Origin of the sequence: Streptomyces violaceus (assembly GCF_036014075.1) — a bacterium.
Lineage (GTDB): Bacteria > Actinomycetota > Actinomycetes > Streptomycetales > Streptomycetaceae > Streptomyces > Streptomyces violaceus.
Genome location: NZ_CP107911.1, coordinates 943,793 through 969,518 on the forward strand (window position 1 = coordinate 943,793; position 25,726 = coordinate 969,518).

Genomic DNA, 25,726 nt, shown 5'->3' on the forward strand with positions numbered 1-25,726 from the left:
TCATCGACGCGATCGACCGTCCGCCGCACGGGCGGGTACGTGGCCTGTCCCCCGGCTGCGCCCTGCTGTGGCATACGGCCATGACGGCCGGATCCACTCTTACGAACGGGACGACCGCCGAGCACGAGCTCGCCGCACTGCAGCGGGAGCACGGCCGGCCCCTCTTCGCGCTCCTGCTCCGGCTCTGCGACGGCGACCGGCAGCGCGCGGAGGACCTGGTGCAGGAGACGCTCGTACGCGCCTGGCAGCACCCCGAGGCCCTGCGCGCCGACGACTTCGAGTCCGTACGGCCCTGGCTGATGACCGTCGGGCGGCGGCTCGCGATCGATGCCCGGCGGGCCCGGCAGGCGCGGCCGGCCGAGGTCGGCGACGCGGTGCTGGAGAACGCGCGGGTCATCTCCGACCACGCCGAGCGGGCCGCGGCGATGCTCGACGTCCGCCAGGCTGTGAAGACACTCACTCCGGAGCACCGTGAAGTCCTGGTGCTCGTGTACTTCCAGGGGGCGAGTGTGGCGGAAGCCGCGGCGACCCTCGGGATCCCGCCCGGTACCGTGAAGTCCCGCGCGTACTACGCGCTGCGCGCCCTGCGCCGGGTGCTTCCCGGATACGCCACCGACCTGCGCTGAAACCAATGGGCGGGTCAAGCCTCCGTAAAGCGCCTTGCTGAACACCCCGGTTGAGTAATCGGCTGTTCTCATCCGTGTTCCGGAGAGGGCCGACAGCGCCCCCGGGGCCCGGTGTCGGGCGACGCGCACGTACCGGAGGAAGGCAGGAAGGGATGCTGCACAGAGGTGAAGAGAGCACGGACGGTGCCGACGGTGAACTGACCGTCCCCATGGCTTGGTTGTACGCCGAGTACATCGCCGACGAGCTGCTGCGGACCGGCGATCTGATGCCGCCGACGTCCTTCGAGTTCCGGGCGGGGCGGGACGCCCTGGCGCTGACCATCTTCCTCTCCGACACCGACGGGGAGCTGTCCGGCATCCGGGTCGTCACCCAGCTGGAGACGTGGCTCTCACTGACCGCGTACGACCAGCCGTGGCAGGAGTGGGTGCGCGAGCGACTGGGCGAGCTGGCCGTCGCGGCCGTGGAGTCGGGGCGGGCCGCGCCGGACCTGGACCTGGCGGACGAGGCCTGGCGCTGGCTGCAGGAGACGGAGCTGCTCGCACCCGATCTGAACGCGGTGCCGGGCGGTGCTCCGGTGGTCGGGGAGGACGAGGGGCCGAAGGTCTGGACGCCCGCCTGGCAGCTCGGACTGCCGCTGGGACACCTCGCGATCCATCTTTTTTAGATTTCTGCGCCCTCGGACCAATCCACCGGCCGGAGGGCTCCGAATCCTTAGGTTGCGATTGTGTCACCGGCTTGAGTGATTCCGCTGCCTGGTCCGTACCGGTGGGAGCAAGGAGTAACCCCACCCGCACCCAACGGCACGAGGATTCGGCATGAGGTCCCTGGAACGGCATCGCGACGTCGGCGCCTACGCGCTCGGCGTGCTGGACGAGGCGGAAGCCTTCCGCTTCGAGGACCACCTCATGGAGTGCCCTCGGTGCGCTGCAGAGGTGACGGAATTCGGCGTGACGACACGGCAGTTGATGCTGTACCGGCGGGCGACACCACGGTTCGTGCACCCGATGGCGCAGCCCGGGCCGCGCATGCTGGACCGGCTGCTGGCCGAGGTGGCGACCCGGCGCCGGGCCGGACGCAGACGACTGCTGTTCGCCCTGGCCGCCTCGGTGGTGTTCGCCGTGTCCGTACCCGCGGTCGCGATGATGGCCAAGGGCAGCAGCGCGGACGAGGGGCCCGTGACGGTCGCGGCGACCGACGCGCGGTCGGGCGTCTGGGCCCAGGTCACCGTCGAGGACAAGGCCTCGGGCAGCCAGGTCGAGCTGAAGGTCAAGGACGCGTCCGGTCCCCGCGCCTGCCACCTGGTGATCGTCGGCCGCGACGGCACGGAGGAGACGGCGACCAGCTGGCACGGGCCCGGGCACGACACCCACCCCAACACGATGATGGCCAGCTCGTCCAAGCATCCGGCCGAGACCGCCCGCTACGAGGTCCGCTCGGCGTCCGGTGAGGTCCTCGTGAAGCTTCAGCCGCGCTAGGCCGTGACCGCAAGGTCCCGCCTGGATGTCGTCCGTCCGCCCCGGTCGCCGGGCACCCCGCGTGCCCCGGTGTGAGACTGCTGGTTGGCGCACCCGGGACGCAGCCGGGTGTCCGGGGTCCCGGCGAGGGGAGACGAGGTGGCGGCGGCAGAGGACGGCGACGGCCGCCTGGAGGAGTACCTCGCCGATCCGGCGAACAGGGCGCTGGACCTGACCACCGCCGTGGCCCGCTGCACCGAGGCCCTGGGGCTCCAGCACGCCGCGGTGTACCTCGCCGACATCCAGCAGCGCCGGCTCGTGCCGCTCACCGACGTGGCCTCACCCCTGCTCGTCGACGACTCACTCGCCGGCTGGACCTACCGCACCCAGTCCCTGCGCGTGGAGGAGTCCGAGTCGGGCGGCATGACGGCCTGGGTCCCCCTCGTGGACGGCGCGGAACGCCTCGGCGTCCTCGCCGTGCACTCCGCCTCGCTGACCCCGGCCGTGCTGCGCCGCGGCAAGACCCTCGCCGCGCTCCTCGCCATGATGATCACGTCCACCCGGGCGTACCAGGACTCCTTCGTCCGGCTCACGCGCACCAAACCGATGCGTCTGCCCGCCGAGATGCTGCGGGCCTTCCTGCCGCCCCGCACGATCGGCACCGCGCAAGTCGTGTCCACGGCCGTGCTGGAACCGGCCTACGAGCTCGGCGGCGACGCCTTCGACCACTCCCTCACCGAGACGACCCTGCACGCCACGGTCCTCGACGCCATGGGACACAACCTGGCCTCCGGGCTCACCACGGCCGTCTCCCTGGCCGCGAGCCGCAATGCCCGGCGGGCCGGGGCCGACCTGCCGGACCTGGTGCAGAGTGTGGACGACGCGCTGGCGCAGTGGCTCCCCGACCAGTTCTGCACGGGGGTCCTGGCCCAGCTGGACCTGGCCTCCGGGGTGCTGCGGTGGTGCAACTGCGGGCATCCCACCCCGCTGCTCATCCGGGACATGCGGCCGGACGCCGACGCCATGCGGCGCGAGCCGGAACCGCCGATGGGTCTGCCGTCCCGGCTGGCCGGGCTGAAGCGGCGGACGCACGAGATCGCTCTGAAGCCCGGCGACCGGGTCCTGATGTACAGCGACGGGGTCACCGAGGCCAGGGCCGTCGACGGCGCGGAGTTCGGTCTTGCGCAGTTCGCCGACTACATCATCCGGGCGACGGCCGCGGGCGAGCTGGCGCCCGAGACGCTGCGGCGGCTCATCCACTCCATCCTCGACTCGTCCGGCAGCCGGCTGCGGGACGACGCGACGATCCTCATGTTCGAGTGGTCGTCCCCGGCCCGGTGACGGCGCGTCACTTCAGCAGCCGGGACATCCTGCGGTCCGCCAGCGGTTTGCCTCCCGTCTGGCAGGTCGGGCAGTACTGCAGCGAGGAGTCGCTGAAGGACACCTCCCGCACGGTGTCGCCGCACACCGGGCAGGGCTCGCCGGTCCGGCCGTGGACGCGCAGGCCGCTCTTCTTCTCGGCCTTCAGCCTCCCGGCCGCCACGCCCCGGGAGCGTTCGACCGCCTCGGTGAGCGTGTCGCGCAGGGCCTCGTACAGCCTATGGGTCTCCTCCGCGCTCAGGGACGCGGCCAGTTTGAAGGGCGACATCTTCGCCACGTGCAGGATCTCGTCGCTGTAGGCGTTGCCCACACCCGCGATCAGGCTCTGGTCGCGCAACGCGCCCTTGAGCTGCCGCCGTTCACCGGCCAGGAGTTCCGCGAAACGCTGCTCGTCGAAGTCGTCGGCGAGGGGGTCCGGGCCGAGCCGGGCGACGCCCGGGACCTCCTGCGGGTCCCCCACGACGTACACGGCGAGCCGCTTCTGGGTGCCTGCCTCGGTCAGGTCGAAGCCGGCGCCGGTCTCCAGGGCCACGCGCAGCGCGAGAGGGCCCTTGCCGGGCCGGGGCGGGCCGTCGGGCAGGCGGTCCTTCCAGTGCAGCCAGCCCGCGCGGGCCAGGTGCGTCACGAAGTGCGGGCCGTCCGCGGTCGTGACGTCGAGGAACTTGCCGTACCGGCGTACGGCGGTGACCTCGCGTCCCTCCAGCGCGGACAGGGGCGGGTCGTACGTCTTCAGGACGCTGATCGCGACGGGCAGCACCCGGACGATCTCGTGGCCGACGAGTTGCTCGGTCAGGAAGTCCTTGAGCGCCTCGACCTCGGGGAGTTCCGGCATGAGTCCAGAGTGCCACGCGGGGTCAATGCTGGTCGGGCACCATGAACTCGCACCACACGGCCTTGCCGCCGCCGCGCGCCTCCACGCCCCACACGTCGGTGAGCAGCTCCACCAGCAGCAGGCCCCGCCCGGAGACGCCCGACTCGCCGGCCTCGCGGCGGCGCGGCAGGGCGCTGGAGGAGTCCTCGACCTCGACGCGCAGCCGCCGCCCGGAGCCGGTGAGGGCCCGCAGGGTGACGATCGCGGAGCCCTCGGTGTGCATCAGGGCGTTGGTGATCAGCTCGTCGGCGACCAGTTCGATCTCGTCGGCGCGGTCCCGGGCTCCCCAGACGCCGACCGCGGTGCGGATCATGTGCCGGGCCTCGGCCAGGGCCGCCGGGTCGCCGGGGGCCACGTGCCGCTGGAGCCGGCGGCCGGACTGCGGGCCGTCGGGGCCGCGCCGGCGCAGCAGGAGCAGCGCCACGTCGTCGTCACCGCAGCGCTCGGCGGCCACGTCGATGAGCCGGTCGGCGAGGTCGCGTACGTCGTCGGGGCCGGTGGCGACGAGCGCGGTGAGGGTGCGCATGCCGTCGTCGAGGTCGGCGCCGGGCTGCTCCACCAGGCCGTCGGTGCACAGCAGCAGGGTGTCGCCGGGGTCGAGCTCCACGGTGCCCACCGGGTAGTCGAGGCGGCCGAACTCGGCGGACAGGCCGAGCGGCAGACCGCCCGGGACGGCGACGCGGCGGCAGGAGCCGTCGGTGTGGCGCACGAGCGGGTCGAGGTGGCCGGCCCGGACCACCTGGAGCACGCCGGTCGACAGATCGGCCTCGGCGTAGAGACAGGTCGCGGAGCGGTCGGTGTCGAGTTCGTGCAGGAAGACGGAGGCGCGGGCCATCACGGTGGCCGGGGTGTGCCCCTCGGCTGCGTAGGCGCGCAGCACGATGCGGAGCTGGCCCATGACGGCGGCCGCGTGCGGGTCGTGGCCCTGGACGTCGCCGATGACGGCGCCGACCCGGCCGCCGGGCAGCGGGATCAGGTCGTACCAGTCGCCGCCGATGTCACGGCCGAGGGAACCGCCGATGGTGGCCGCTCGGTAGCGGACGGCGATGTCGGCACCGGGCACGCTCGGGATGGTCCGGGGCAGCATGGCCTGCTGGAGGCCCTGCGCGAGGTCCATCTCCTGCTCGTAGAACATGGCCCGCTGGAGGCTCTGCGCGATGCTGCTGCCGAGGGCGACGAGGATGTTGCGCTCCTCGGGGGTGAAACCGTGCCGGTCGCTGTAGAGCAGGCCCATCGCGCCGATGGGCCGGGCCTGGACGATGAGCGGCAGATAGGCGGCCGACGTGATGTTCAGGTCGGTGATCTGCGGCCACAGGATCGGGTAGCGCTCGGCGAACTCCTCCGGCGATTCGATGAAGCAGGGGCCGAGGGTCCGCACGGCCTCGCTCATCGGATAGGGCTCGTCGATCCGGGTGACGCGGGTGCCGGGCACGAAGCTCTCCGAGGGCCCCTCGGCGACCAGGCGGATGCGCCCGGCCTCGACCAGGCCCATGACCAGGCTGGTGGCGCCCAGGTGGGTGAGGCCGTGGGTGTCCTTGAGGACGTCGATGACGTCCTGGACGGTGCGGGCGTGGGCGAGGGCGGCCGTGGTGAGTTCGACGACGCTGGTCTGCTCCCGGCGGGCCTCGTCCCGGGCGGCCTGGTCGAGGCGGGCCTCGCTCTCGCCGAGTTCCTGGGTGGCGTCCCGGACGATGCCGATGATGCGGCGGGGCCGTCCGGTGTCGTCGCGCCTGATGTAGCCCTGGGTGTGGGTCCAGCGCAGGGTGCCGTCACGGCGGCGCATGCGGAAGTAGGCGCCGTAGTTCTCGCTGCCGTCCTTCAGGGCCTGGGAGACCGCGGTGTCCAGGCGCCGGGCCTCGCCGGGCGGGACCCGCTTGGCGAGCGTCTCGGGGTGGTCGTCGTACTCGTCCGGGTGCACGTCGAAGACGTCGTGGGCCTGGGCGTCCATCTGCATCAGGCCGCTGTCCAGATCCCAGTCGAAACTGCCCATCCGGTTGAGCGCGAGGATCGCGTCCGGGTGGGCGGGCCAGTCGTCCGGGAGTGACAGGGAGCTCCCTCCCCGATCAGCCATGGGCCTACCTTGCCAGGAATCAGCCAATTCTTCGACCGAAGTGCCGAGCGTACGGGCCGCCCGGCCGGACCGGTGCTCAGTCGCCATCGGGGATCAGACCGGCTCCGTCGGGCAGGTCGGGGCTGTCCGGCACGGTGTCGGGGCCGACCTCGTCGGAGCCGCCCGCAATCTCCGGGGCGGGCTCATCGGGAAACGGCCCGGTCTCGTCGGGCGGTGGCACGTCCGTGACGGTGTCCGGGTCCGGCAGTACGCCGGACTCGCGTGAAGTGACGCCGGACTCGCGCGGGACTAGGGGCTCGCGCGGGACGAGGGGCTCGCGGGGAACGAGCGACTCGTGCGGGACGGTGGGCGGTGGCTCGGACGGCGCCGGGGGCCGCTGCGCCCAGAGCGGTGGCGGCAGGGCCCGATCGTGGCGTACGTCGTGGCCGGTCGGCCGTTCGATCCAGGTGCGGGCGGCGACGTCGATGATCGTGAAGTCGGTGATCACCTGCGGGGACGGGGTCACGACGATCACCTCGCCGGGCCGGTAGCCGGGCCAGGGGCTGCCCTGACCGCGCGGCGTGCCCCGCATCGCCACCGGCGGACGCAGCGGGTTGCCGCAGGCGCAGCGGACACGCGGCACACCCCGGTCGTCGACCAGGACGGCGGTGCCCGCCTGGAGGACGGACTGGTAGGCGCCCGCCCGTCCGGACCGGAAGCCGTGGTTGGTGACGCGGGTGTCGGCACGCAGCACGAGGGGGGTCAGTCGGCGTACGTAGTCCGGTACGGCCGCCGGGGAGACGCCCGCGACCCGGGCGAAGGCGCGGATCCTGGCACGGTCGCGGGTGAGGTGGCCGATCTGCCGCCCGATGTCGCAGCTGCCGGTCCGCTCGACGCCGCCGTACAGGCCGGGTGTCCCGCCGGAGAGCGAGCGCAGTCCGCTCAGGCCGGCGGAGACCTGGGCGGCGCCGCCCGGCCCGGCCGTCCCCGGCGTTCGCGGGGCGGGGGACGGGGTAGCCGTCGTGGTGGCCGTGGAGTCCGTGAAGGGGTCCGGCCCCCGGTCCGCGGCCGGCTGGAGGAAAAGCTCCTCGGCGGCGTCCGCGTCCGCGTCGTCACCGTCGCCGCCGGTGCCGCAGCCCGAGAGGAGGAGCACCGTCGAGAGCACACAGGCCATGACGAAGGTCCCGGTGTGTATCCGCACCCAGTCCTCCTGCCTCGTTTCTGGCCCTTCGTCACTATTGTTTGCTTCACTCACTTGGGTTACGCAACCGGAGCGGCGCCGCACGGAGCGTGACACTGAGGTCCGGCGCGGCATCGGGAGGAGCGCACGGCCGTGGACTGGTTCACCGCATCCGACTACTGGTTGAGCCGGCTGGTCTTCCAGCGGACGCTGGCGGCCGTGTATCTGGTCGCGTTCCTGACGGCGACGTCGCAGTTCCGCGCGCTGATCGGGCAGCGCGGCATGCTGCCGGTGCCGGGGTTCGTCGAGCGGGTGCCGTTCAAGCGGGCGCCGAGCCTGTTCCAGCTGTACTACTCGGACCGCTTCTTCGCGCTCTGTGCCTGGGCGGGCTGCGCGGTGTCGGCGGCGCTGCTGGCCGGGCTCGACTCGCTGCTGCCGCTGTGGGGCGGCATGCTGCTGTGGCTGGTGCCGTGGGTCCTGTACCTGTCGATCGTGAATGTCGGGCAGACCTGGTACTCGTTCGGCTGGGAGTCGCTGCTGCTGGAGGTCGGCTTCCTCGCCGTGTTCCTCGGCAACGACGAGGTGGCGCCGCCGGTTGTCGTGCTGTTCCTGCTGCGGTGGATCCTATTCCGTGTGGAGTTCGGCGCGGGGCTCATCAAGATGCGCGGCGACGAGTGCTGGCGGAAGCTGACGTGCCTGGACCACCATCACGAGACCCAGCCGATGCCGGGCCCGCTGAGCTGGTTCTTCCACCATCTGCCCAGGCCCGTGCACCGGGTCGAGGTCGCCGCGAACCATGTCACCCAACTCGTGGTGCCGTTCCTGCTGTTCACCCCGCAGCCGGTCGCGACGGCCGCCGCCGCGCTGATGATCGTCACCCAGCTGTGGCTGGTGCTGTCGGGCAACTTCTCCTGGCTGAACTGGATCACGATCGTGCTGGCCCTGTCGGCGGTACGGTTCCCGGCCGACCCACCGGACGTGCCCGAGGCCCCGCTCTGGTACGTGGTCGTGGTGCTGGCGGTGGCCGCGCTGCTCGTGGGCCTCAGCTACCAGCCGGTCCGCAACATGCTCTCCCGCCGACAGGTGATGAACCGCTCCTTCGACCCGGTCCATCTGGTGAACACCTACGGGGCGTTCGGCAGCGTGAGCCGGGTCCGCTACGAGGTGGTGGTCGAGGGCACCGCGGACGACGTGCCGCGTACGGACTCGGACTGGCGGGAGTACGAGTTCAAGGGCAAGCCGGGCGATCCGCGGCGCTGGCCGCGCCAGTTCGCGCCGTACCATCTGCGGCTGGACTGGATGATGTGGTTCGCGGCCCTCTCCCCCTCCTACGCCGGATCCTGGTTCGGCACGCTGGTGGAGCGGCTGCTGGAGAACGACCGGGCCACGCTGAGGCTGCTGCGCCGCTCGCCGTTCCCGCCGGACGCGCCTCCGCGGTACGTGCGCGCCCGCCTGTTCCGCTACCGCTACACGACGTGGCGCGAGCTGCGGGAGACGGGCGCGTGCTGGGAGCGGACGTACGTACGGGAGTACCTGCCGCCGACGCGGCTGGCGGAGAGGACTCAGAGGCCGTAGACGCGGGTGGCGGTGGTCGCGAGGATCCGCTTGTGGTCGTACGGGTCGATCAGTCGGCGGGTGATGTCCAGGGTCTCGCCGTACGTCGCCGCCAGGGTGGAGACCGGCCAGTCCGAGCCGTACATCAGACGCTCCGGCCCGAAGGCCTCCAGGGCCATGTCGGCATACGGGCGCAGGTCCTCGACGGTCCAGGAGGCGAGGTCGGCCTCGGTGACCAGGCCGGACAGCTTGCCGACCGTGTTGGGCAGGGCGGCGAGGGCACGTAGGTGGGAGGCCCAGGGGTCGAGGGCGCCGGAGGCGATCGGCGGTTTGCCCAGATGGTCGAGGACGAAGGTGAGGCCTGGCAGGTCCGCGGCGGCCCGCGTGCACGCCGGGAGTTGGCGGGGCAGGACCACGAGGTCGTAGACCAGTCCGGCGTCGGCGACGGCGGCCAGTCCCCGGCGTACGTCCGGGCGCAACAGCCATTCCGGGTCGGGTTCGCCCTGTACCTGGTGGCGGATGCCCTTGAGGTGGCGGCCGCCGGGAAGTTCCCGCAGCCGGGCCAGTTCCTCGGCGACGTCGGGGCGGGTGAGGTCGGTCCAGCCGACGACGCCCGCGATCAGGTCGTGCTCGTCGGCCAGGGCCAGGAACTCCGGGGTCTCCTCGGGCACGGTGACCGTCTGGACGAGCACCGTGCGGTCCACTCCGGCCGCCCTCGCCTCGGATTCGAGGTCCTTCATGGTGAAGTCGCGGCGCAGGGGCGCGAGTTCGGGGCCGGTGATCCAGTCCTGGTCCCGTACGGACAGGTCCCACACATGGTGGTGGGCGTCGATCACGGTCATGACGGCAGCTCCCAGACGACCGGCAGGCCGGCGTCGGCGCCCTCGCCGGAGTAGTCGTGCACGACGTCCAGCAGCTCGGCCATGCGGGCCTGCCAGGCGACGTTGACCGGGAGTTTCTCCAGTTCGGCGAGGAGACGGGCGTAGTCCTCGCACTCCAGGACGTGGAACAGGTCGGTGCCGCTGCGCCAGATCGTCCAGGAGGTGGTGCCGGCGGCCCGGATGGCGTCGGTGAGTTCCTCCGGGACCTCGCGGTGGGCGGCCTCGTACGCGGGGATGCGGTCGGCGCGGACCTTGGTGTGCAGGGCGACTCTCATGACGGCTCCTCGGCGGGGACGGGGGCCTCGGCGGGCAGCAGGCCCTTGGCGCGCAGTTCCTGCCAGAACCCGGCGGGCACGCGGGCGGCGAACTGGTGGGCGCAGTCGCGGACCTCGTGCGCCGAGCGGGCCCCGACGAGAACGCTGGCGACGGCCGGATGGGCGGCGCAGAAGGCCAGGGCGGCGGCGCGCAGCGTGGTGCCGTGGCGGTCGGCGACGGACTTCAGCCTTAGGGCACGTTCGACCAGCTCGGAGGGGGCGACGGTGTAGTTGTACGTCGCGCCCGGCTGCGGGTTCGCCAGCAGGCCGGAGTTGAAGGCGCCGCCGATGACGACGGACGTGCCGCGTTCGTGGGCCGCGGGGAGGAGGTCGGTCAGGGCGCTCTGGTCGAGCAGGGTGTAGCGGCCGGCGCACAGCACCACGTCGACGTCGGTGTCGCGGACGAAGCGGGTGAGCATCTCCGCCTGGTTCATACCGGCGCCGATCGCGCCGATCACGCCCTCGCCGCGGAGCTTCTCCAATGCCGGATAGCCCTCCCGGAACGCCTCTTCGGCGTGCTCGTCGGGGTCGTGGAGGTAGACGACGTCGACGCGGTCGAGGCCGAGCCGTTCCAGGCTGGCCTCCAGGGTGCGTCGTACGCCGTCGGCGCTGAAGTCCCACACGCGGCGGTGGGTGGCGGGCACGGCGAACCCGTGGGCCAGGTCGTCGCCGGTGCCGTCCGAGGGCTCCAGGCGGCGTCCCACCTTGGTGGAGATCGTGTACTGGCCTCGGGGGCGGTCGCGCAGGGCGGCGCCGAGGCGGCGTTCGGAGAGGCCGAGGCCGTAGTGGGGGGCGGTGTCGAAGTAGCGGATGCCCCGCTGCCAGGCGGCCTCCACGGCGTCGTGCGCCTGCGCCTCGCCGACTTCGGAGTACAGGTTGGCGATCGCGGCGGCGCCGAAGGACAGGGCGCTGACCTCGACGCCGCTGCCGCCGAGCCGGTTCACCGAGCCACCGGACGCAGCCGCAGGCCCTGCATGCCGCCGTCGACGGCGAGGGCGGTGCCCGTGGTGGCGCCGGAGAGGGGGCCGGCGAGGTAGGCGATGGCGCCCGCGACCTCGGCCGCGGAGACCAGGCGGCCGGTGGGCTGGCGGGCCTCCAGAGCGGCGCGTTCGGCGGCCGGTTCGGGCGCGGCGTCGAGGAGGCGGCCCACCCATGGGGTGTCGACCGTGCCCGGGTTGACGCAGTTGACGCGAATGCCCTCACGGACGTGGTCGGCGGCCATGGCGAGGGTGAGGGAGTACACGGCGCCCTTGGTGGCGCTGTACAGGGCGCGCTGCGGCAGGCCCGCGGTGGCCGCGATGGAGCAGGTGTTGACGATCGCGGCGTGCGCGGAGGCCCGCAGGTGGGGGAGGCAGGCGCGGGCGGTGCGGACCATGCCGACGACGTTGACGTCCAGGACGCGGTGCCATTCGTCGTCGGGGTTGTCCTCGACGGTGCCCTGGGCGCCGATGCCCGCGTTGTTGATCAGTACGTCGAGCCCGCCGAGGTCGGCGACGGCGGCCGCCACGGCCTCGCGCACGGACGCGTCGTCGGTGACGTCCGCCCGGTAGCCGAGCAGCGGCTTGTCGACCGGCGACGGATCCAGGTCGAGGACGGCGACCTGGGCGCCGCGCTCGGCCAGGAGGTCGGCGGTGGCCCGGCCGATGCCGGAGGCGCCGCCCGTCACCAGGGCTTTGCTGCCCTCGAAGTCGCTCATACGGCCTGACCCTTCTTCCGCTCGTCGAGGTCGGCGGCCCAGAACTCGCCGCCCGGGTAGGTGAATCGCGCCAGCGACTCGGGCCGCATGGCGGCCGAGAAGCCCGGCGCGGTGGGTGCCGTGTAGTGAGCCTGGCGGATCACCACCGGGTCGAGGAAGTGGTCGTGCAGATGGTCGACGTATTCGATGACGCGGTCCTCGGTGGTGCCGGACAGGGCCACGTAGTCGAACATCGACAGGTGCTGGACGAGTTCGCACAGGCCGACGCCACCCGCGTGCGGGCAGACCGGTACGCCGAACTTGGCCGCGAGCAGCAGGATCGCGAGGTTCTCGGGGACGCCGCCGACGCGGGCCGCGTCGATCTGGACGACGTCGAGCGAGCCTGCCTGGAGGAGTTGCTTGAAGACGATCCGGTTGTGCACGTGCTCGCCGGTGGCGACCTTCACGGGGGCGACGGCCCGGCGGACCGCCGCGTGGCCGAGGATGTCGTCGGGGCTGGTGGGCTCCTCGATCCAGTACGGGTCGAACTCGGCGAGCGCCTTGGTCCAGCGGATCGCCTCGTCGACGTCCCAGCGCTGGTTGGCGTCGACGGCCATGCGGACGTCCGGGCCGATGACGGACCGGGCGACGCGGCAGCGGCGGATGTCGTCGTCGAGGTCGGCGCCGACCTTGAGCTTGATCTGCCGGAAGCCGTCGGCGACGGCCCGGGCCGCGAGCCGGGTGAGTTTCTCGTCGTCGTAGCCGAGCCAGCCGGGTGAGGTGGTGTAGGCGGGGTAGCCGCGCTCCAGCAGCCGGGCCGTGCGCTCCTCGGCGCCCTGCCGGCCCCGGCGCAGCAGGGTCAGGGCCTCCTCGGGGGTGAGGGCGTCGGTGAGGTAGCGGAAGTCGATCTGGCGCACCAGCCATGCGGGCTCGGCCTCGGCGAGCAGCCGCCACAGCGGCAGGCCGGCGCGTTTGGCGGCCAGGTCCCACAGGGCGTTGACGACCGCGCCGATCGCCATGTGCATCACGCCCTTCTCGGGGCCGAGCCAGCGCAACTGGCTGTCGCCGATCAGGTCGCGGTTCAGGGTGGACGGGTCGGCGCACAGGTCGTCGGCCGACCGGCCGATCAGGTGCCCGCGCAGCGCGTCGATCGCGGCGACCTGCACCTCGTTGCCCCGCCCGATGGTGAAGGCGAATCCGTGCCCCGCGTGCCCGTCGGCCGCGTCCGTGCGCAGGACGACGTAGGCCGCCGAGTAGTCGGGGTCCGGGTTCATCGCGTCGGAGCCGTCGAGCTCGCGCGAGGTGGGGAAGCGGATGTCGTGGGTGTCGACCGCGATGATGCGGGCGGGCGTCGGGGACACGGAGGGCCTTTCGGTTGCAGGGGGCGGGGGCGTCAGTCCTGGGCCCGGCCGGTGGTGACCCGGGCGATCATGAGGGCGACCAGGATGATCCCGCCGTAGATGGCCTGGATCCAGAACGACGGCACCTGCGCGAGGGTGAGCAGGTTCTGCACGACGCCCAGAAGGAGTACGCCGGTCAGGGCGCCGAACATGGTGCCCTTGCCGCCGTCGAGGGCGATGCCGCCGATCACCGCGGCCGCGAACACCGTGAAGATCATGTTCTGGCCCTGGTTGGCGCTGATCGCGCCGACGTATCCGGTCTGCATGATGCCGCCGACCGCGGCGAGGACGCCCGCGACGACGAACACGCCGAGCATGACGCGCTCCACCCGGATGCCCGCCGCCCGGGCCGCGTCCGCGTTGCCGCCGATGGCGTACAGAGCCCGCCCGACCCGGTGGTACTTCAGGACCAGCCCGGCGACCGCGAAGGCGATCGCGGCGAGCCACACCGACAGCGGGACGGTGAGGAAGGTGGTCGTCGCCAGCGCGTAGAAGCTGTCGGGCATCCCGAACAGCGTCTTGCCCTTGGTCGCGCCGACCAGCAGGCCGCGCAGCACGATCAGCATCGCCAGCGTCACGATGAACGCGTTGAGCTTGAACTTCACGACCAGGACGCCGTTGAAGGCGCCGACGGCCGCACCCGCTACGAGGATCGCCACCAGGGCGAGGGCGGCGGGGAGTTCGGTGCCCCAGCCGGACTGGGCCGCGGGCAGGACGAGCAGCGCGCCCACTGCGGGCGCGATACCGACGACCGATTCCAGGGACAGGTCGAACTTGCCGGTGATCAGGACGAGCGACTCGGCGAGCACGACCATCGCGAGGGCGGCGGAGGCACCGAGGATGGAGACGATGTTGCGCTCGGTGAGGAACGAGTCGTTGACGACGGCACCGAGGACCAGGAGCAGCAACAGGGCGGGGACGAGGGCGAGTTCGCGGGCCCGGCGGAGGAGGACGGCCTTGGCGGCGCGCGGGTCGGTGGCTCGCGCGGGCGCGAGCGGCGGGGCCGCCTTGGTGTCAGCCATGGTCCACTCCTTCGATGGAGGCGATGAGCTCGTGGTCGCGCCAGCCCGCCGGGTGCTCGGCGACGACACGGCCGTGGAAGAGGACGAGGACCCGGTCGCAGCGCCTGAGGTCGTCGAGTTCGTCGGAGACGACGAGTACGGCGGTGCCGTCCTCGCGGGCGGTGTCGACACGGGCGAGCAGGGACTCCTTGGACTTCACGTCGACGCCCGCGGTCGGGTTGACGAGGACCAGGAGCCGCGGCTCTGAGGCGAGGGCCCGGGCCATGACGACCTTCTGCGCGTTGCCGCCGGACAGGTCGGAGACGGGCTGCTCGGGGCCCGCCGCGTGGATGTCGAGGCGTTCGATCAGCGCGGTGGCGACACCGCGTCTGCGGTCGGTGCCGACGAAGCCGTGGCGGCCGAGCCGGTCCAGGACGCTGAGGGTGGCGTTGTCGCCGATGGACATGCCGAAGACCAGGCCCTGCTCGTGCCGGTCCCGGGGCACGAAGCCGACGCCGGCCTCCAGAGCCTTGCGGACATCGCCGAACGGCAGCGGCTCTCCGTCCAGCCGGGCCGTCCCGCTCGTGGGGGTGTGCAGGCCCGTGAAGGACTCGGCGAGCTCGATCTTGCCGCTGGCGCTCGATCCGGCGAGTCCGACGACCTCGCCGCGCCGGACGGTGAGGCCGACGTCCTCGTACGCGGCCGAGGTGAGGCCGCGGACGTCGAGCAGGACGGGGCCCGATGCCCCGAGGGTCCGTTGCCGCTCGGTCTGTTCGGCGATCGTCTCCCCCGCCATGGCCTCCACCAGGGCCTGGCGGGGAAGGTCGGCGACCGGCGCCGTGGTGATCCAGCGGGCGTCGCGCAGGACCGTGACGGTCTGGCAGACCTCGTAGACCTCTTGAAGGTGGTGCGAGATGAACAGGAAGGTGACGCCCGAGTCCTGCAGGGCGCGCATGCGTGTGAACAGCCGCTCGATCTCCCGGTTGTCGAGCTGTGCGGTGGGTTCGTCGAGGATGATGAAGCGGGCGCCGAAGCTCAGCGCCCGGGCGATCTCCACCATCTGCCGGTCCTCGACCTTGAGATCGGCCGTGCGCGCATCCGGGTCGACGCGCACGTCCCAGGTGCCGAGGAGCCGTGCCGCCTCGGCCTTCAGGCGGCGCCAGCTGATGAACCCGCGCCGCAGCGGCTGCCGGTTGATGAACAGGTTCTCGGCGACGGTCAGTTCGGGGACGACCGTCGGGTGCTGGTAGACGCAGGCGACCTTGCGGCGCCAGGCGTCCCGGTCGGTGAGTGGGGGCGCGGGGTCGCCGTCGAAGCGGACGGTGCCCTCGTCGGGGGCTTCCAGGCCGGTGAGGATCCTGACCAGGGTCGACTTGCCGGCGCCGTTGCGTCCGACGAGGGCGTGGGACTCGCCCGGCAGGACGGAGAGCCGGCCGTCGGCGAGGGCGGTGGTGGGGCCGTACCGCTTGACGACGCCCCGCGCTTCAACCAGTGGGCTGCTCATTTGACCGTGTTGCCCCAGAGCTTGGGGTCGTCGACGTTGTCCTTCGTGACCAGCGGCGCGGGCAGCTGGTCCTCCAGGATGCCGCTGGGCAGCTTGACGATGGTCGAGTCGTGGTCGGTCGGGCCGGGCTTGAACGTCTTCCCCTGCATCGCCGCCTTGATGTAGTACATGCCGTACTTGGCGTAGGCGTCGGCGGGCTGGGAGACGGTCGCGTCGATCTCGCCCTTGCGGATCGCGTCGAACTCCTGCGGGATGCCGTCGTTCGAGACGATGGTGATGTGGCCCGACTGCCCGGCCTTCTTCAGCATGCCCTTGGACTTGAGGGTCTGGAGGGTGGGCGCGAGGTAGACGCCGCCCGCCTGCATGTAGATGCCCTTGATGTCGGGGTTGGCGTTGAGGAGGGTGTCGAGTTTGGAGGCCGCCGCGTCGGACTCCCACTTGGCGGGGATCTCCAGGACCTTGAGCTTCGGGAAGTTCTTCTTCACGCAGGCGCGGAACGCCTCGGAGCGGTCACGGCCGTTGACCGAGGCGAGGTCGCCCATGATCTGCACGACCTTGCCGGAGGTGATGTGCTCGCCGAGGTACTGGCAGGCCTTCTCGCCGTACGCCACGTTGTTCGCGCGGACCACCATCGCGACCTTGCCCTTGTCGGGCGCCACGTCCACGGCGACGACGGGCACGCCCTTGCGCTCGGCCTGGTCGAGGCCCGCCTCGATGGCGGCGCTGTCCAGCGGGGCGACGACCAGGCCCTCGACGCCCTGGTTGAGCTGGTTGTTGATGTCGGTGATCTGCTGCGAGGGGTCGCTGTTGGAGTTGACGGTCTTCATCGCGTCCACGCCCTCGGACTTCGCCATCCTGGGCACGTAGTCGTTGTACGACTGCCAGAACGGCGAGGTCAGCAGGGGCAGGACGACCCCGACCTTGCCGCTGCCGTCGCCGCCGCCGGCACCGGAGGCGCCGGTGTCCTTGGTGCTGCCGCACGCGGCGAGCACCAGTGAGGCACCGGCGGCCAGAGCCACCGCACCGACTATCCGGGATCTGTTCCGCTTCCGCACTGTGCTTCCGGGCATCTCAGGGGGCTCCCATCGACCGGTGTTCGAGCAGATGCCCGCATACTTATCAGACCACTCCCCCGCCGGAACACCCTGCGACGGCACATTTTCCCGCCCCGGGCTCATAGTGGTCCGACCACCTCGCTGGTTAGACTGCGCCGGAGCCTGTGATCGGAGGAACGGCGTGGACGACGAGACCGCCCCGCAGAAGGGCACCGTGACGCAGCGCGCCATCGAGCGGATCAAGGCGATGATCGGCGAGGGCCGGCTGGAGCCGGGCCAGCGGCTGCCGACCGAGCGTGACCTGGCCGCCCAGCTCGGCATGTCCCGCAGCTCGATGCGGGAGGCGATCCGCGCGCTCACGGTGCTGGGCGTGCTGGAGGCCCGGCACGGGTCGGGCATCTACGTCACGCAGCTGGAGGCCGGGGACCTGCTGGAGACTTTCGGCGTCGTGGCGGACCTGTCGCGCGGCCCGCGTCTGGTCGAGCTGCTGGAGATCCGGCGGATCCTGGAGTCGACGGCGACCGCACTGGCCGCCGCCCGGATCAGCGACGACCAGCTGGCCGAGGTCGAGAAGCATCTGGCGGCGATGAACGCCACGGACGATCCGGAGGAGATCCTCGCCCACGACCTGGCCTTCCACCGGGAGATCGCGGCGGCGGCGGGCAACGAGACCATGGCCGCGATCCTGGAGGGCCTGTCCTCGCGGACTTTCCGCGCCCGCGTCTGGCGCGGCTACCAGGAAGAGGGAGCCTTCGAACGCACCCGCCGCGAGCACGCCGCGATCCACCGTGCCCTGGCCGCCCACGACCCGGAGGCGGCCCGCGCGGCGGCGGCCGCGCACGTGGGCGAGGTGGAGGAGTGGCTGCGGGCACAGGCCCTAGGACAGTCCCAGGGCCCGGCGCTCCGCCGCTACTTGAACTGACCGGCCTGATAGTCGCCCGCCGGCTGCTCGAGCATGACGTTCAGCCGGTTGGCGGTGTTCATGAAGCCGATCAGGGTCACGAGGGCGGCGAGCTGCTCCTCGTCATAGTGCTTGGCGGCCCGCTCCCAGACCTCGTCCGGGACACCGCCGGCCCCGTCCGCGATACGGGTCCCCTGCTCCGCCACTTCCAGCGCGGCCCGCTCGGCCTCGGTGAACACCGTGGCCTCCCGCCAGGCCGCGACCAGATGGAGTCGGACGGAGCTCTCGCCCGCGGCGGTCGCCTCCTTGGTGTGCATGTCGATGCAGACCGCGCACCCGTTGATCTGGCTCACGCGGAGCGAGACCAGTTCCCGGGTGACAGCCGGCAGCGGTGACTCCACGACCGCCCGCCCCAGGGCGCTGAACTGCTTGATGACCTTGCCGGCGCCGGGGAGGGCGAAGACGTCCAGACGTGCGCTCATGGTGAGCTCCTCTGTCGTTGTCGATGCGTACACCCCTATGAGTCAGCGGCCCGGCAGCTATGTGACATGGATGAATGTGACGTACGTCTCCCGCCGCCCCGACCGCCCTGATCCGTCAGACCCGGGACCGGTACAGTCCGAACTCCGCGATCCGCACGGCCCCTCGCGCCCCGGTCACCCGCACCCGCCACCGCCGGGCCCGCACGGCGCCGGCCAGCAGCAGGATCCGGCTCGCTCCGATGCCCCCCGCCCGGGCCACCTCCCTCCAGCCGCCGTCGCGGTACGCCTCCACCACGAAACTCTCCACCTGCTGGCCATACCGGATGTCCTCCGCCAGCCGGACCCGGTCCACCTCCCGCTCCCGGCCGAGGTCGACGGTGACCCGGCCCGGTGAGGTGCTGGCCCGGGCACCGTGGGCCAAGTCCTCGGGCAGTTCGCGGTCGATCCGCTCGCGGAACTCCCGCAGGCGTGTGACATCGGCGGCGGGCAGCAACCCGTCGGTGTCCGGCGGGATGTTGAGGAGCAGCACCGAGTTCCGGCCGACGGACCGGAAGTAGATGTCCGTCAACCGCTCGACGCTCTTGGGCTGCTGGTCGGCGTGGTAGAACCAGCCGTCCCGGATCGACACGTCGCACTCGGCGGGCCACCACTGAAGGTAGTCGGCGACCGGCCCGGCCGCGGCCAGCGCGTCCCGGCTGCCCATGTCGGGGGCGTCGTAGGAGAGGGCGTAGTCGGTCCGCCCGTAGTCCTTCTCCTGGACGGGTACGACGCTCCACTCGTCCTCGCGGGCCAGTCCGCCCTCGTTGCCGACCCAGCGGACGTCCGGCCCGGTCACGGCGATGGCGGCGTCCGGGGCGAGGGACCGTACGAGGGTGTACCAGCTGTCCCAGTCGTACTTCTCGACCTTGTCCCCCGGGATGTGCCCCTGGGCTCCGTCGAACCACACCTCGTCGACCGGGCCGTACTCGGTGAGCACCTCGTAGAGCTGGTTGAGCATGTGGGCACCGTAGTCGGTGGCGGGGAGCGTGTAGGAGCGGGGCGGGGTGCGGTCGTCGCCGTCGGCGAGGGTGGGGATGGTGCGGTCGGCTCGGGCGCTGCCGTTGGCGTACGCGCCGTGCAGGTACTGGTTCTCGTCGGCGGGCGAGATGTACACGCCGACCTTGAGGCCGTGCCGCCGCATGGAGTCGGCGAAGTCGCGCAGGACGTCGCCCCGGCCGTCGCGCCAGCTGCTCGACGCCACCGTGTGGGCGGTGTAGCGGGAGGGGTAGAGGACGAGGCCGTCGTGGTGCTTGACGGTGAGGATGGCCAGCTCGAAGCCGCCGTCGCGCAGGGCGCGGGCCCACTGGTCGGTGTCGAGGCCGGCCGGCTGGAAGAGGTCCGGGTCCTCGTCGCCGGTGCCCCATTCGAGGCCGGTGAAGGTGTTCACGCCGAAGTGCAGAAAGGCGGTGCGCTCCAGGCGCTGCCAGGCGATCTGCCCTGCGGTGGGGCGTACCTGGGAGGCCTTGCGGACCAGGTCCTCCGGGGTGTCGTCGGGACCGACGGGGATGCGGCTGCGACCGGGGTCCGGCGGGGCTGCCAGTGCGGGTGCCGTCACGCCGGCGGTCGCGGCGAGGACGGCGGCTGAAGCGACGAACACGCGTCGGGACACGGCCATGGCGACGACTCCTCAGGTCAGATGCCAGACGGCGGGGGTGCGCTGATCGGGCGGGTACTGCGCGAGCCGGCTGCCGTCCGTCACGCTCACCGTCATCCGGGTGATGGCGTTGACGAGCCGGTAGCCGCCTCCACCGGCCGGCTCCAGCGCCCAGCGCTGGAGGGTGCCGGCGGGGTCGCAAGCCTGCGGCGTCACCTCGACGCCCGGCTGGAGGGGCACGTTGAGGGTGAGCTTCCCGCCCCGCACCTCCAGGCAGCCGTCCTGGGTCCGCAGGGTGACGTAGCCGTCAGCCGTGCGCCGGACGGCGGCGGCGAACGACCGGCCGGACGTCCGGAACGTGTACGTCCCGTTCGCGACCGGCACCCGGGTCAGGTCCCGCCACCCGGGCGCGTGGCCCACGGCCGTACCGCGCGCGGTGAACCCGTCGTACGTGGCGTCGGGATGCGGGTCGCCCCAGGTGGCCTGTGCGATGTGCCGCAGGGCGGGCCACAGGGCGACGGCGACCTCGTTCTCGGTCTCCCCGCGGCCGTTGTCGGGCCAGAGGCTGATCTTCGCGCCGGTGACGCCGTCGCTGGAGGCGAGTTTCTCGCCCTCGAAGCCGCGCGGGTCCCAGCTCTGGTCGTACAGCGCCCCGGTGTCGGTGTGGAAGCCGCCGCGGACGAGGTAGAGCGCGTACGCCGCGTTCATCAAGGGGTAGCCCTGGGCGATGAGCTGGCTCGGCTTGACCGCCACGTTCAGCCAGTGCTCGACCGTCGTACCGGCGGCGACCGGCACGGTGTTGGCTCCGGTGAGCCCGTCGTTCCAGATGCGCAGCCGCTTGCCCTTGGACACCACGTGGGCGTGGACGCGGTTGACGAAGTCCACGAACGCGTCCTGGGGTGTGGCGTTCGGGCCGTATCTCTCCCGCGCGTACTCCAGGACGTGCGGGTACTTGGCGAAGTCGGAGCCGAGCATGTACTCGTCGGCGCCCATGTGCCAGTCCCGGCCGGGGAAGACCTCGGCGTACTCGTCCATCAGGCTCGTGTAGTAGGCGAAGGACTCGGGCCGCGTGATGTCCAGCCGGGACGGCTGCTTGTCGCCGTCCGTGTCGGTGAGCTGGAGGTCGGGGCGGTTCTCGATCCACGGGTCCATGTGACCCGGGGAGTTGATCTCGGGAATGATCTCGACGTGGTACTTCTCGCCGAGCGCGACCAGCCGTCGGATCTCGTCCTTGGTGTAGTAGCCCCAGGTGTTGGCCTCGGGGTGGGCGTCGCTCTTCACCTTCAGCTCGAGGAGCAGCTGGTTGAGCTTGTGGTACGCCATCTCGCGCACCAGGTTCTCCAGCCAGGGCAGCGAGACATGGACGTAGCAGGCGCAGACGCCGACGCCCCGTTCCTCGTAGCGCGGCACGTCGACGGTGCGTCCGGCGGGGACCCGGTCGCCCTGGGCGAGGAGCTGAAGGAGGGTCCGGGTGCCGTAGAAGGCGCCGGTCTCGGTCGCGCCGGTCACCGACAGCCTCCGGCCCGCGTGGAGTCCGTATCCCTCCGGTCCGAGCGAGGATCTGCCGGGCTCGATGTCGATGACGATGTCACCGGCCCGGGCTCCGCCGCCCACGACGGGGACCGTGCCGTGACCCGCCGCCCGGAGGTCGGCGGCGAGGGTGCCGGCGACCCGGCGCTCGGCTCCGGTGCGGGCCACCAGCCTGGTGTCCCGGCCGTAGGCGTAACTCCCGGATTCCGGGGACCAGTCGGTGAGTGCGGGCACGGTGACCGGTGTCCGCTGCTCTTCGCGCGCGACCGCGGGTGTCCCCGGTGCCGCCGTGACGAGCAGCGCCAGTGCCGTCAGGACTCCGGGCCACCAGTGCCGACGTCTTCTGCGCTCCGTCATACGGCTCCCCATTCATCGGAGGTCTGATCATTGAGCTGGCGCCGACGGCTGTCAATGGGGCGTGCAGGCGTGAAAGTTGAGCTATTGATCGGATGTCCGGGGGTGCATGGGGCGTACCGATGGGCGTTGTCCGGCCGGTGACCTCGACGTGCGCCCCCCGCCGGTGCACAGTTCTCCCTACGTACTCGCCAGTAAGCCCGTCCGTCTCCCTTCCGATCCCCTCCGATCCCTTCCGAGGAGTTTTTGTGACCAGTTGGGCCGGCCGCACCGCCGCCGAGATATCCGCCGCCGTCCGCGAGAAGCGGGTCACCCCTCGCGAGGTGGTCGCCGAGCATCTCCGCCGGATCGAGCGGTTCGACGGCCGTGTCGGGGCCTTCCGCACGGTGCGTGCCGAGGCGGCGCTGGCCGAGGCCGAGGAGGTGGCCGCGCGCGGCGACCTCGCCGATCTGCCCCTGGCCGGGGTGCCCGTGGCCGTCAAGGACAACCTCACGGTGCGCGGCGAGCCCCGGCGCGTCGGCTCGGCCGCGACATCCGACACCCCCGCGGACGAGGACCATGTGACGGTGGCCCGGCTGCGGGCGGCGGGCGCGGTGGTGGTCGGGCTGACGAACGTCCCCGAACTGTGTGTCTTCGGCACGACGGACGGCGTGCTGGGCACCTCCCGCAACCCCTGGGATCCGGCGCGATCGGCGGGCGGTTCTTCGGGCGGCAGTGCCGCCGCGGTCGCCGCCGGGATGGTGCCGATCGCCCTCGGCAACGACGGCATGGGCTCACTGCGCATACCGGCCGCCAACTGCGGCCTCGTCACCATCAAGCCGGGACACGGGGTGGTCCCGACGGGCGACGGGGACAGCGACTGGTTCGGCATGTCGGAGAACGGGCCGCTCGCCACGACCGTCGAGGACGCCCGTCTGATGCTCTCGGTCCTCGCCGGCACCGGGCCTGAACCCCGGTCCGAGCCGAGCGCCCTCCGGGTCGCCGTGTCGCTGCGCAGCCCGCTGGCCGGGGTCACCGTCAGCCGGCCGTACACGACAGCCGCCCGGGAGGCGGCCGAGGCGCTGATGAAGGCGGGCCATCAGGTCCGGCGCGCCGACCCGCCCTACCCGATGTCGCTCGCCCTGACCTCACTGGTCCACTGGACCGCGGGCACGGCCGCGGACGCCCAGCACCTCGACCGGCGCCTGCTCACACGCCGCACCCGGGTCCACGCCGCCCTCGGCCGGCCCTTCGTGGGCACGGCACGCTCCGGGGCGAGCCGGGAACAACTGCGCCGGCGGCTGGAGCCCTTCTTCGCCGAGTACGACGTGCTGCTCACCCCCGCTCTCGCCCGCCGCTCCCCGAAGGCCGCGCCATGGCACGAGCGGGGCTGGCTGCGCAACGTGCTGGCGAACACGAACTACTCGCCGCTGACGCCCGCATGGAACCTGACCGGCTGGCCCGCCATGTCCGTCCCCTGCGGAAGCCTCCCCTCCGGCGCCCCCTGTGCCGTGCAGCTGGTGGGACGACCCGGCATGGAGTCCCGACTCCTTTCCCTGGCCGAGCAGTTGGAGGAGAGAATCCCGTGGCGGCGTACGGCGCCGGTGAACTAGAGTCGGCCGGGTGACTGCCGGGTCGGCCGTAGGCCATGCACGAGTGAGGCGCCCGGCCTCGGCGTGAGCGCGGCGGGGGTGACCCCGCCCGGGCCAGTCCGAGAGCCGGAGAGAGCACGAGCCCCGCCTCTCGCCTCCGTTTTCCCGTACCCCGCGCCCCTGCGGCGCTTCACCACGGATTCCGAAACCGGAGACGAACCCACTCATGTCCCACGCACAGCACACGCCCGACCTGCCGACCACCGGCGCCCACCTCAACCACACCGTCGTCTTCGCCTCGGACCGCCGACTGTCGGCGGATTTCCTGGCGGCCGTCCTGGGCCTGGAGGTCGGAGCGCCCTTCGGGCCGTTCCTGCCGGTCGACCTGGGCAACGGCGTGACCCTCGACTACTACGAGAAGCGCGACGAGCCGATCCAGGCCCAGCACTACGCCTTCCTCGTGCCGGAGGAGCGGTTCGACGCCATGATCGGCCGGCTTGAGGCGCTCGGGGTCACCTACTACGCCGACCCCCGCCACACCGAACCCGGCCGCGTCAATGACCTCTTCGGCGGACGCGGCGCCTACTTCGGTGACCCGGACGGCCACAACATGGAGATCATGACCCGGCCGTACGTCCGTCCCTGACGGCCGACCGGGGGTGCCGACGCCTGCTCGGGATCTCTAGAGCGCCCGGTACATGATGTGCAGCCCCACCCGGCCGTCGCGGGGATGGTCGAACGCCTCCGGCACCGTGCCGAGGATCGTGAAGCCGAGGGAGCTCCACAGCTTCACGGCCGGGTTGGTCTCGACGACGGCGTTGAACACCATGCCCCGGTAACCGGCGGCCCTGGCTTCGGTCAGGAGGTGTTCGGCGAGGGCACGGCCGTAGCCACGGCCGCCCTGGCCGGGGTCGACCATGAAGCCGGCATTGGCGATACGGGCGGCGGGTCCACCGTAGTTGGGGGTGAGATAGGCGGAGGCGACGACACTGCCGCTGTCGTCCTCGACGACATAGACCCGTTTCGCCGGATTCATCCACAGGACCCGGGCCTCCTCCTCGGAGGTACCCGGGTCCCATGCGTAGGTCTCGCCCGCGGCGACGATGTGGTGCCAGAACGGCCAGATACGTGGCCAGTCGTCAGCCGTTGCTTCCCTGATCAGCATGGCCGTGAGTCTGGCACAGCCATGCGCTCGGCGAACGTGGAGGGGGTGCGCCCGTGGTCAGTCGACGCTGGGCAGGATGTGGGGCTCTGCGAGGTCCTCCTCGTAGCCCGCGAGGCGGATCGGGGCCGACCGGGCCCACACGTCAAGGCTGCCGAGCTCGTCGGCCCGCCGGCCGGCGCGCTCGCTGCGTTCCTTGGGGCGCTGATCTCGATTCGTCTTCTCCGGTGTCACCGCGCACTCCTTATGTGTCGGTCACCCTCGGGACGCACGCGCTGGTCCTGCTGCGCCTGACGCCCGCTCGGGTCTGATGTCAAAAGCAGTTCGGACGCGGTGGCGCCGGTCGACTCACGGGAGAGCAGGCGGTGGTGAACCGGCGTGTCCCATGACGGACCGTGGGTGTGGGTAGGACCCCGTACTGCTGTCCGTCCGGACCAGATTAACCAAATGAGCGGGCCCCCGCTCGATGGGGCTGAAAACGAGCGGTAACAATCGCGCGTCATCTGGTGTTCAACTCAGGTTTAGACGCCGATTTATGCACTTACAGGCGTTTTGAGTACCACCCGAACGGCGTACAAGGGCGTAGACGCTTTCGACACGGTTGCGCAGTTCAAGTGCCGTTGGCTGAGTCGAAAGCTCGCCATGATCTGCTGCCGCACGGCAACGGCTGTCTCGCAGGAGGACTGACGCATGGAGCTGCGCAGCGTCGAGGAGCTGATGGATCTGCTGTACACCTGCCGGGGCACCAGGGACGCCCCGGACCGCGACCGCCCGCCGGTCGACCTCCACGACCACGCGCTGCGGACCGCCGCACTGCTGCGCCGCGGCCGCCCGGCCGACAAGGAGCTCCAAGTGGCGGGGCTAGTGCAGCCCGTCGGCGGGCTGCTGTGGCCCGGCGATCCGGCCGCCCGCGCCGACCACGCGGCCTACGCGGTGCGCGCCCTGCTCGGCGAGCGGGTCTCCCGCCTCGTACGCCGGTGCCCCCGCCGGGACGCCGCCGTCGACGACGACCTCGTCACCCTGCGCCAGGCGACCGAGGAGGGGCGCACGGCCGGGTTCGACGCCGGGGTCCTGGAGGACTGGCGCACGGTGCTGGACCTCCTGGCGGCGCGCAACTCCCGCCTCGGGGCTGTTGACTGACGGCGCG

25 protein-coding genes are annotated in these 25,726 nt (G+C 71.8%); 9 read left to right on the forward strand and 16 right to left on the reverse strand.

Annotated elements, in window-relative coordinates:
• Positions 1 to 80: 80 nt before the first annotated feature.
• The 4 genes from OG542_RS04405 to OG542_RS04420 all read left to right on the forward strand — a co-directional run bounded on the left by OG542_RS04405 (position 81) and on the right by OG542_RS04420 (position 3,422).
• On the forward strand, positions 81 to 626 hold the full coding sequence (locus OG542_RS04405) for a sigma-70 family RNA polymerase sigma factor (protein WP_274821317.1): 546 nt from the start codon (positions 81 to 83) through the stop codon (positions 624 to 626).
• A 152-nt stretch (positions 627 to 778) separates the two neighbouring features.
• Positions 779 to 1,291: a hypothetical protein gene (locus tag OG542_RS04410; RefSeq protein ID WP_328408372.1), complete on the forward strand. Its 513-nt coding sequence runs from the start codon at positions 779 to 781 to the stop codon at positions 1,289 to 1,291.
• Between the two features lie 151 nt (positions 1,292 to 1,442).
• Positions 1,443 to 2,102: a zf-HC2 domain-containing protein gene (locus tag OG542_RS04415; RefSeq protein WP_328408373.1), complete on the forward strand. Its 660-nt coding sequence runs from the start codon at positions 1,443 to 1,445 to the stop codon at positions 2,100 to 2,102.
• Between the two features lie 138 nt (positions 2,103 to 2,240).
• Entirely contained in the window at positions 2,241 to 3,422 is a 1,182-nt protein-coding gene (locus OG542_RS04420) for a PP2C family protein-serine/threonine phosphatase (RefSeq protein WP_328408374.1), read from the forward strand.
• 7 nt (positions 3,423 to 3,429) lie between these two features.
• On the opposite strand, the gene OG542_RS04425 is transcribed toward OG542_RS04420, so the two are convergent.
• The 3 genes from OG542_RS04425 to OG542_RS04435 form a co-directional block, all read right to left on the reverse strand.
• On the reverse strand, positions 3,430 to 4,293 hold the full coding sequence (locus OG542_RS04425) for an Fpg/Nei family DNA glycosylase (protein ID WP_328408375.1): 864 nt from the start codon (positions 4,291 to 4,293) through the stop codon (positions 3,430 to 3,432).
• A 22-nt stretch (positions 4,294 to 4,315) separates the two neighbouring features.
• On the reverse strand, positions 4,316 to 6,403 hold the full coding sequence (locus tag OG542_RS04430; RefSeq protein WP_328408376.1) for a SpoIIE family protein phosphatase: 2,088 nt from the start codon (positions 6,401 to 6,403) through the stop codon (positions 4,316 to 4,318).
• A 76-nt stretch (positions 6,404 to 6,479) separates the two neighbouring features.
• Positions 6,480 to 7,583, reverse strand: a complete 1,104-nt coding sequence (locus OG542_RS04435; protein WP_328408378.1) for a DUF6777 domain-containing protein — start codon at positions 7,581 to 7,583, stop codon at positions 6,480 to 6,482.
• A gap of 132 nt (positions 7,584 to 7,715) precedes the next feature.
• Here OG542_RS04435 and OG542_RS04440 point away from each other — a divergent pair, with 132 nt between their 5' ends.
• Positions 7,716 to 9,137: a lipase maturation factor family protein gene (locus OG542_RS04440; RefSeq protein ID WP_328408380.1), complete on the forward strand. Its 1,422-nt coding sequence runs from the start codon at positions 7,716 to 7,718 to the stop codon at positions 9,135 to 9,137.
• Here the strand turns inward: OG542_RS04440 and OG542_RS04445 are convergent.
• Genes OG542_RS04445 through OG542_RS04480 form a run of 8 tightly spaced genes read right to left on the reverse strand, consistent with a single transcriptional unit; the run spans position 9,125 to position 16,961 of the window.
• Positions 9,125 to 9,958: an amidohydrolase family protein gene (locus tag OG542_RS04445; protein WP_328408382.1), complete on the reverse strand. Its 834-nt coding sequence runs from the start codon at positions 9,956 to 9,958 to the stop codon at positions 9,125 to 9,127. The genes OG542_RS04440 and OG542_RS04445 overlap by 13 nt on opposite strands.
• A complete protein-coding gene (locus OG542_RS04450) occupies positions 9,955 to 10,272 on the reverse strand; it encodes an L-rhamnose mutarotase (RefSeq protein ID WP_193477428.1) in 318 nt (105 codons plus the stop codon). Before OG542_RS04450 ends, OG542_RS04445 begins: the two co-directional genes overlap by 4 nt.
• Positions 10,269 to 11,255, reverse strand: coding sequence for an aldo/keto reductase (locus OG542_RS04455; protein WP_328408384.1), 987 nt, complete (start codon positions 11,253 to 11,255; stop codon positions 10,269 to 10,271). The genes OG542_RS04450 and OG542_RS04455 overlap by 4 nt, the downstream gene beginning before the upstream one ends.
• A complete protein-coding gene (locus OG542_RS04460) occupies positions 11,252 to 12,007 on the reverse strand; it encodes an SDR family NAD(P)-dependent oxidoreductase (RefSeq protein ID WP_328408386.1) in 756 nt (251 codons plus the stop codon). The genes OG542_RS04455 and OG542_RS04460 overlap by 4 nt, the downstream gene beginning before the upstream one ends.
• Entirely contained in the window at positions 12,004 to 13,347 is a 1,344-nt protein-coding gene (locus tag OG542_RS04465) for an L-fuconate dehydratase (protein WP_328408388.1), read from the reverse strand. The genes OG542_RS04460 and OG542_RS04465 overlap by 4 nt, the downstream gene beginning before the upstream one ends.
• A gap of 32 nt (positions 13,348 to 13,379) precedes the next feature.
• Complete coding sequence (locus OG542_RS04470; protein WP_328408390.1) at positions 13,380 to 14,408, reverse strand: ABC transporter permease; 1,029 nt, start codon at positions 14,406 to 14,408, stop codon at positions 13,380 to 13,382.
• Positions 14,401 to 15,891 carry a sugar ABC transporter ATP-binding protein gene (locus tag OG542_RS04475; protein ID WP_328408392.1) on the reverse strand — a complete coding sequence of 497 codons (1,491 nt, stop codon included), beginning with the start codon at positions 15,889 to 15,891 and terminating at the stop codon, positions 14,401 to 14,403. The genes OG542_RS04470 and OG542_RS04475 overlap by 8 nt, the downstream gene beginning before the upstream one ends.
• Complete coding sequence (locus OG542_RS04480) at positions 15,888 to 16,961, reverse strand: sugar ABC transporter substrate-binding protein (protein ID WP_328408394.1); 1,074 nt, start codon at positions 16,959 to 16,961, stop codon at positions 15,888 to 15,890. Before OG542_RS04480 ends, OG542_RS04475 begins: the two co-directional genes overlap by 4 nt.
• A gap of 166 nt (positions 16,962 to 17,127) precedes the next feature.
• On the opposite strand from OG542_RS04480, the gene OG542_RS04485 reads away from it, so the two are divergent.
• Positions 17,128 to 17,868: a FadR/GntR family transcriptional regulator gene (locus OG542_RS04485; protein ID WP_328408396.1), complete on the forward strand. Its 741-nt coding sequence runs from the start codon at positions 17,128 to 17,130 to the stop codon at positions 17,866 to 17,868.
• Here the strand turns inward: OG542_RS04485 and OG542_RS04490 are convergent.
• The 3 genes from OG542_RS04490 to OG542_RS04500 form a co-directional block, all read right to left on the reverse strand.
• Positions 17,856 to 18,329: a carboxymuconolactone decarboxylase family protein gene (locus OG542_RS04490; protein WP_311129018.1), complete on the reverse strand. Its 474-nt coding sequence runs from the start codon at positions 18,327 to 18,329 to the stop codon at positions 17,856 to 17,858. The genes OG542_RS04485 and OG542_RS04490 overlap by 13 nt on opposite strands.
• A 115-nt stretch (positions 18,330 to 18,444) precedes the next feature.
• Positions 18,445 to 19,983 (reverse strand): alpha-L-fucosidase, encoded by a 1,539-nt coding sequence (locus OG542_RS04495; RefSeq protein WP_328408399.1) that lies wholly within the window; start codon positions 19,981 to 19,983, stop codon positions 18,445 to 18,447.
• A 12-nt stretch (positions 19,984 to 19,995) separates the two neighbouring features.
• Positions 19,996 to 21,849 carry a family 20 glycosylhydrolase gene (locus OG542_RS04500; RefSeq protein ID WP_328408401.1) on the reverse strand — a complete coding sequence of 618 codons (1,854 nt, stop codon included), beginning with the start codon at positions 21,847 to 21,849 and terminating at the stop codon, positions 19,996 to 19,998.
• A gap of 245 nt (positions 21,850 to 22,094) precedes the next feature.
• On the opposite strand from OG542_RS04500, the gene OG542_RS04505 reads away from it, so the two are divergent.
• On the forward strand, positions 22,095 to 23,438 hold the full coding sequence (locus OG542_RS04505) for an amidase (RefSeq protein ID WP_328408403.1): 1,344 nt from the start codon (positions 22,095 to 22,097) through the stop codon (positions 23,436 to 23,438).
• A 205-nt stretch (positions 23,439 to 23,643) separates the two neighbouring features.
• Entirely contained in the window at positions 23,644 to 24,063 is a 420-nt protein-coding gene (locus OG542_RS04510) for a VOC family protein (RefSeq protein WP_328408405.1), read from the forward strand.
• Positions 24,064 to 24,099: 36 nt separating this feature from the next.
• On the opposite strand, the gene OG542_RS04515 is transcribed toward OG542_RS04510, so the two are convergent.
• Together OG542_RS04515 and OG542_RS04520 are read right to left on the reverse strand one after the other, a co-directional pair.
• Positions 24,100 to 24,582 carry a GNAT family N-acetyltransferase gene (locus tag OG542_RS04515; RefSeq protein ID WP_328408407.1) on the reverse strand — a complete coding sequence of 161 codons (483 nt, stop codon included), beginning with the start codon at positions 24,580 to 24,582 and terminating at the stop codon, positions 24,100 to 24,102.
• 57 nt (positions 24,583 to 24,639) lie between these two features.
• Positions 24,640 to 24,813 (reverse strand): hypothetical protein, encoded by a 174-nt coding sequence (locus tag OG542_RS04520; protein WP_184587767.1) that lies wholly within the window; start codon positions 24,811 to 24,813, stop codon positions 24,640 to 24,642.
• A 456-nt stretch (positions 24,814 to 25,269) separates the two neighbouring features.
• Between OG542_RS04520 and OG542_RS04525 the strand changes: the two genes are divergently transcribed.
• A complete protein-coding gene (locus tag OG542_RS04525) occupies positions 25,270 to 25,719 on the forward strand; it encodes a hypothetical protein (RefSeq protein WP_328408409.1) in 450 nt (149 codons plus the stop codon).
• Positions 25,720 to 25,726: the final 7 nt, after the last annotated feature.

Bases quoted from the DNA above. Each gene is read 5' to 3' on its own strand.
- OG542_RS04405 (WP_274821317.1), top strand. From the start codon at position 81: ATGACGGCCGGATCCACTCTTACGAACGGGACGACCGCCGAGCACGAG.
- OG542_RS04410 (WP_328408372.1), top strand. From the start codon at position 779: ATGCTGCACAGAGGTGAAGAGAGCACGGACGGTGCCGACGGTGAACTG.
- OG542_RS04415 (WP_328408373.1), top strand. From the start codon at position 1,443: ATGAGGTCCCTGGAACGGCATCGCGACGTCGGCGCCTACGCGCTCGGC.
- OG542_RS04425 (WP_328408375.1), bottom strand. From the start codon at position 4,293: ATGCCGGAACTCCCCGAGGTCGAGGCGCTCAAGGACTTCCTGACCGAG.
- OG542_RS04430 (WP_328408376.1), bottom strand. From the start codon at position 6,403: ATGGCTGATCGGGGAGGGAGCTCCCTGTCACTCCCGGACGACTGGCCC.
- OG542_RS04445 (WP_328408382.1), bottom strand. From the start codon at position 9,958: ATGACCGTGATCGACGCCCACCACCATGTGTGGGACCTGTCCGTACGG.
- OG542_RS04450 (WP_193477428.1), bottom strand. From the start codon at position 10,272: ATGAGAGTCGCCCTGCACACCAAGGTCCGCGCCGACCGCATCCCCGCG.
- OG542_RS04460 (WP_328408386.1), bottom strand. From the start codon at position 12,007: ATGAGCGACTTCGAGGGCAGCAAAGCCCTGGTGACGGGCGGCGCCTCC.
- OG542_RS04470 (WP_328408390.1), bottom strand. From the start codon at position 14,408: ATGGCTGACACCAAGGCGGCCCCGCCGCTCGCGCCCGCGCGAGCCACC.
- OG542_RS04475 (WP_328408392.1), bottom strand. From the start codon at position 15,891: ATGAGCAGCCCACTGGTTGAAGCGCGGGGCGTCGTCAAGCGGTACGGC.
- OG542_RS04480 (WP_328408394.1), bottom strand. From the start codon at position 16,961: ATGCCCGGAAGCACAGTGCGGAAGCGGAACAGATCCCGGATAGTCGGT.
- OG542_RS04490 (WP_311129018.1), bottom strand. From the start codon at position 18,329: ATGAGCGCACGTCTGGACGTCTTCGCCCTCCCCGGCGCCGGCAAGGTC.
- OG542_RS04495 (WP_328408399.1), bottom strand. From the start codon at position 19,983: ATGGCCGTGTCCCGACGCGTGTTCGTCGCTTCAGCCGCCGTCCTCGCC.
- OG542_RS04500 (WP_328408401.1), bottom strand. From the start codon at position 21,849: ATGACGGAGCGCAGAAGACGTCGGCACTGGTGGCCCGGAGTCCTGACG.
- OG542_RS04510 (WP_328408405.1), top strand. From the start codon at position 23,644: ATGTCCCACGCACAGCACACGCCCGACCTGCCGACCACCGGCGCCCAC.
- OG542_RS04515 (WP_328408407.1), bottom strand. From the start codon at position 24,582: ATGCTGATCAGGGAAGCAACGGCTGACGACTGGCCACGTATCTGGCCG.
- OG542_RS04525 (WP_328408409.1), top strand. From the start codon at position 25,270: ATGGAGCTGCGCAGCGTCGAGGAGCTGATGGATCTGCTGTACACCTGC.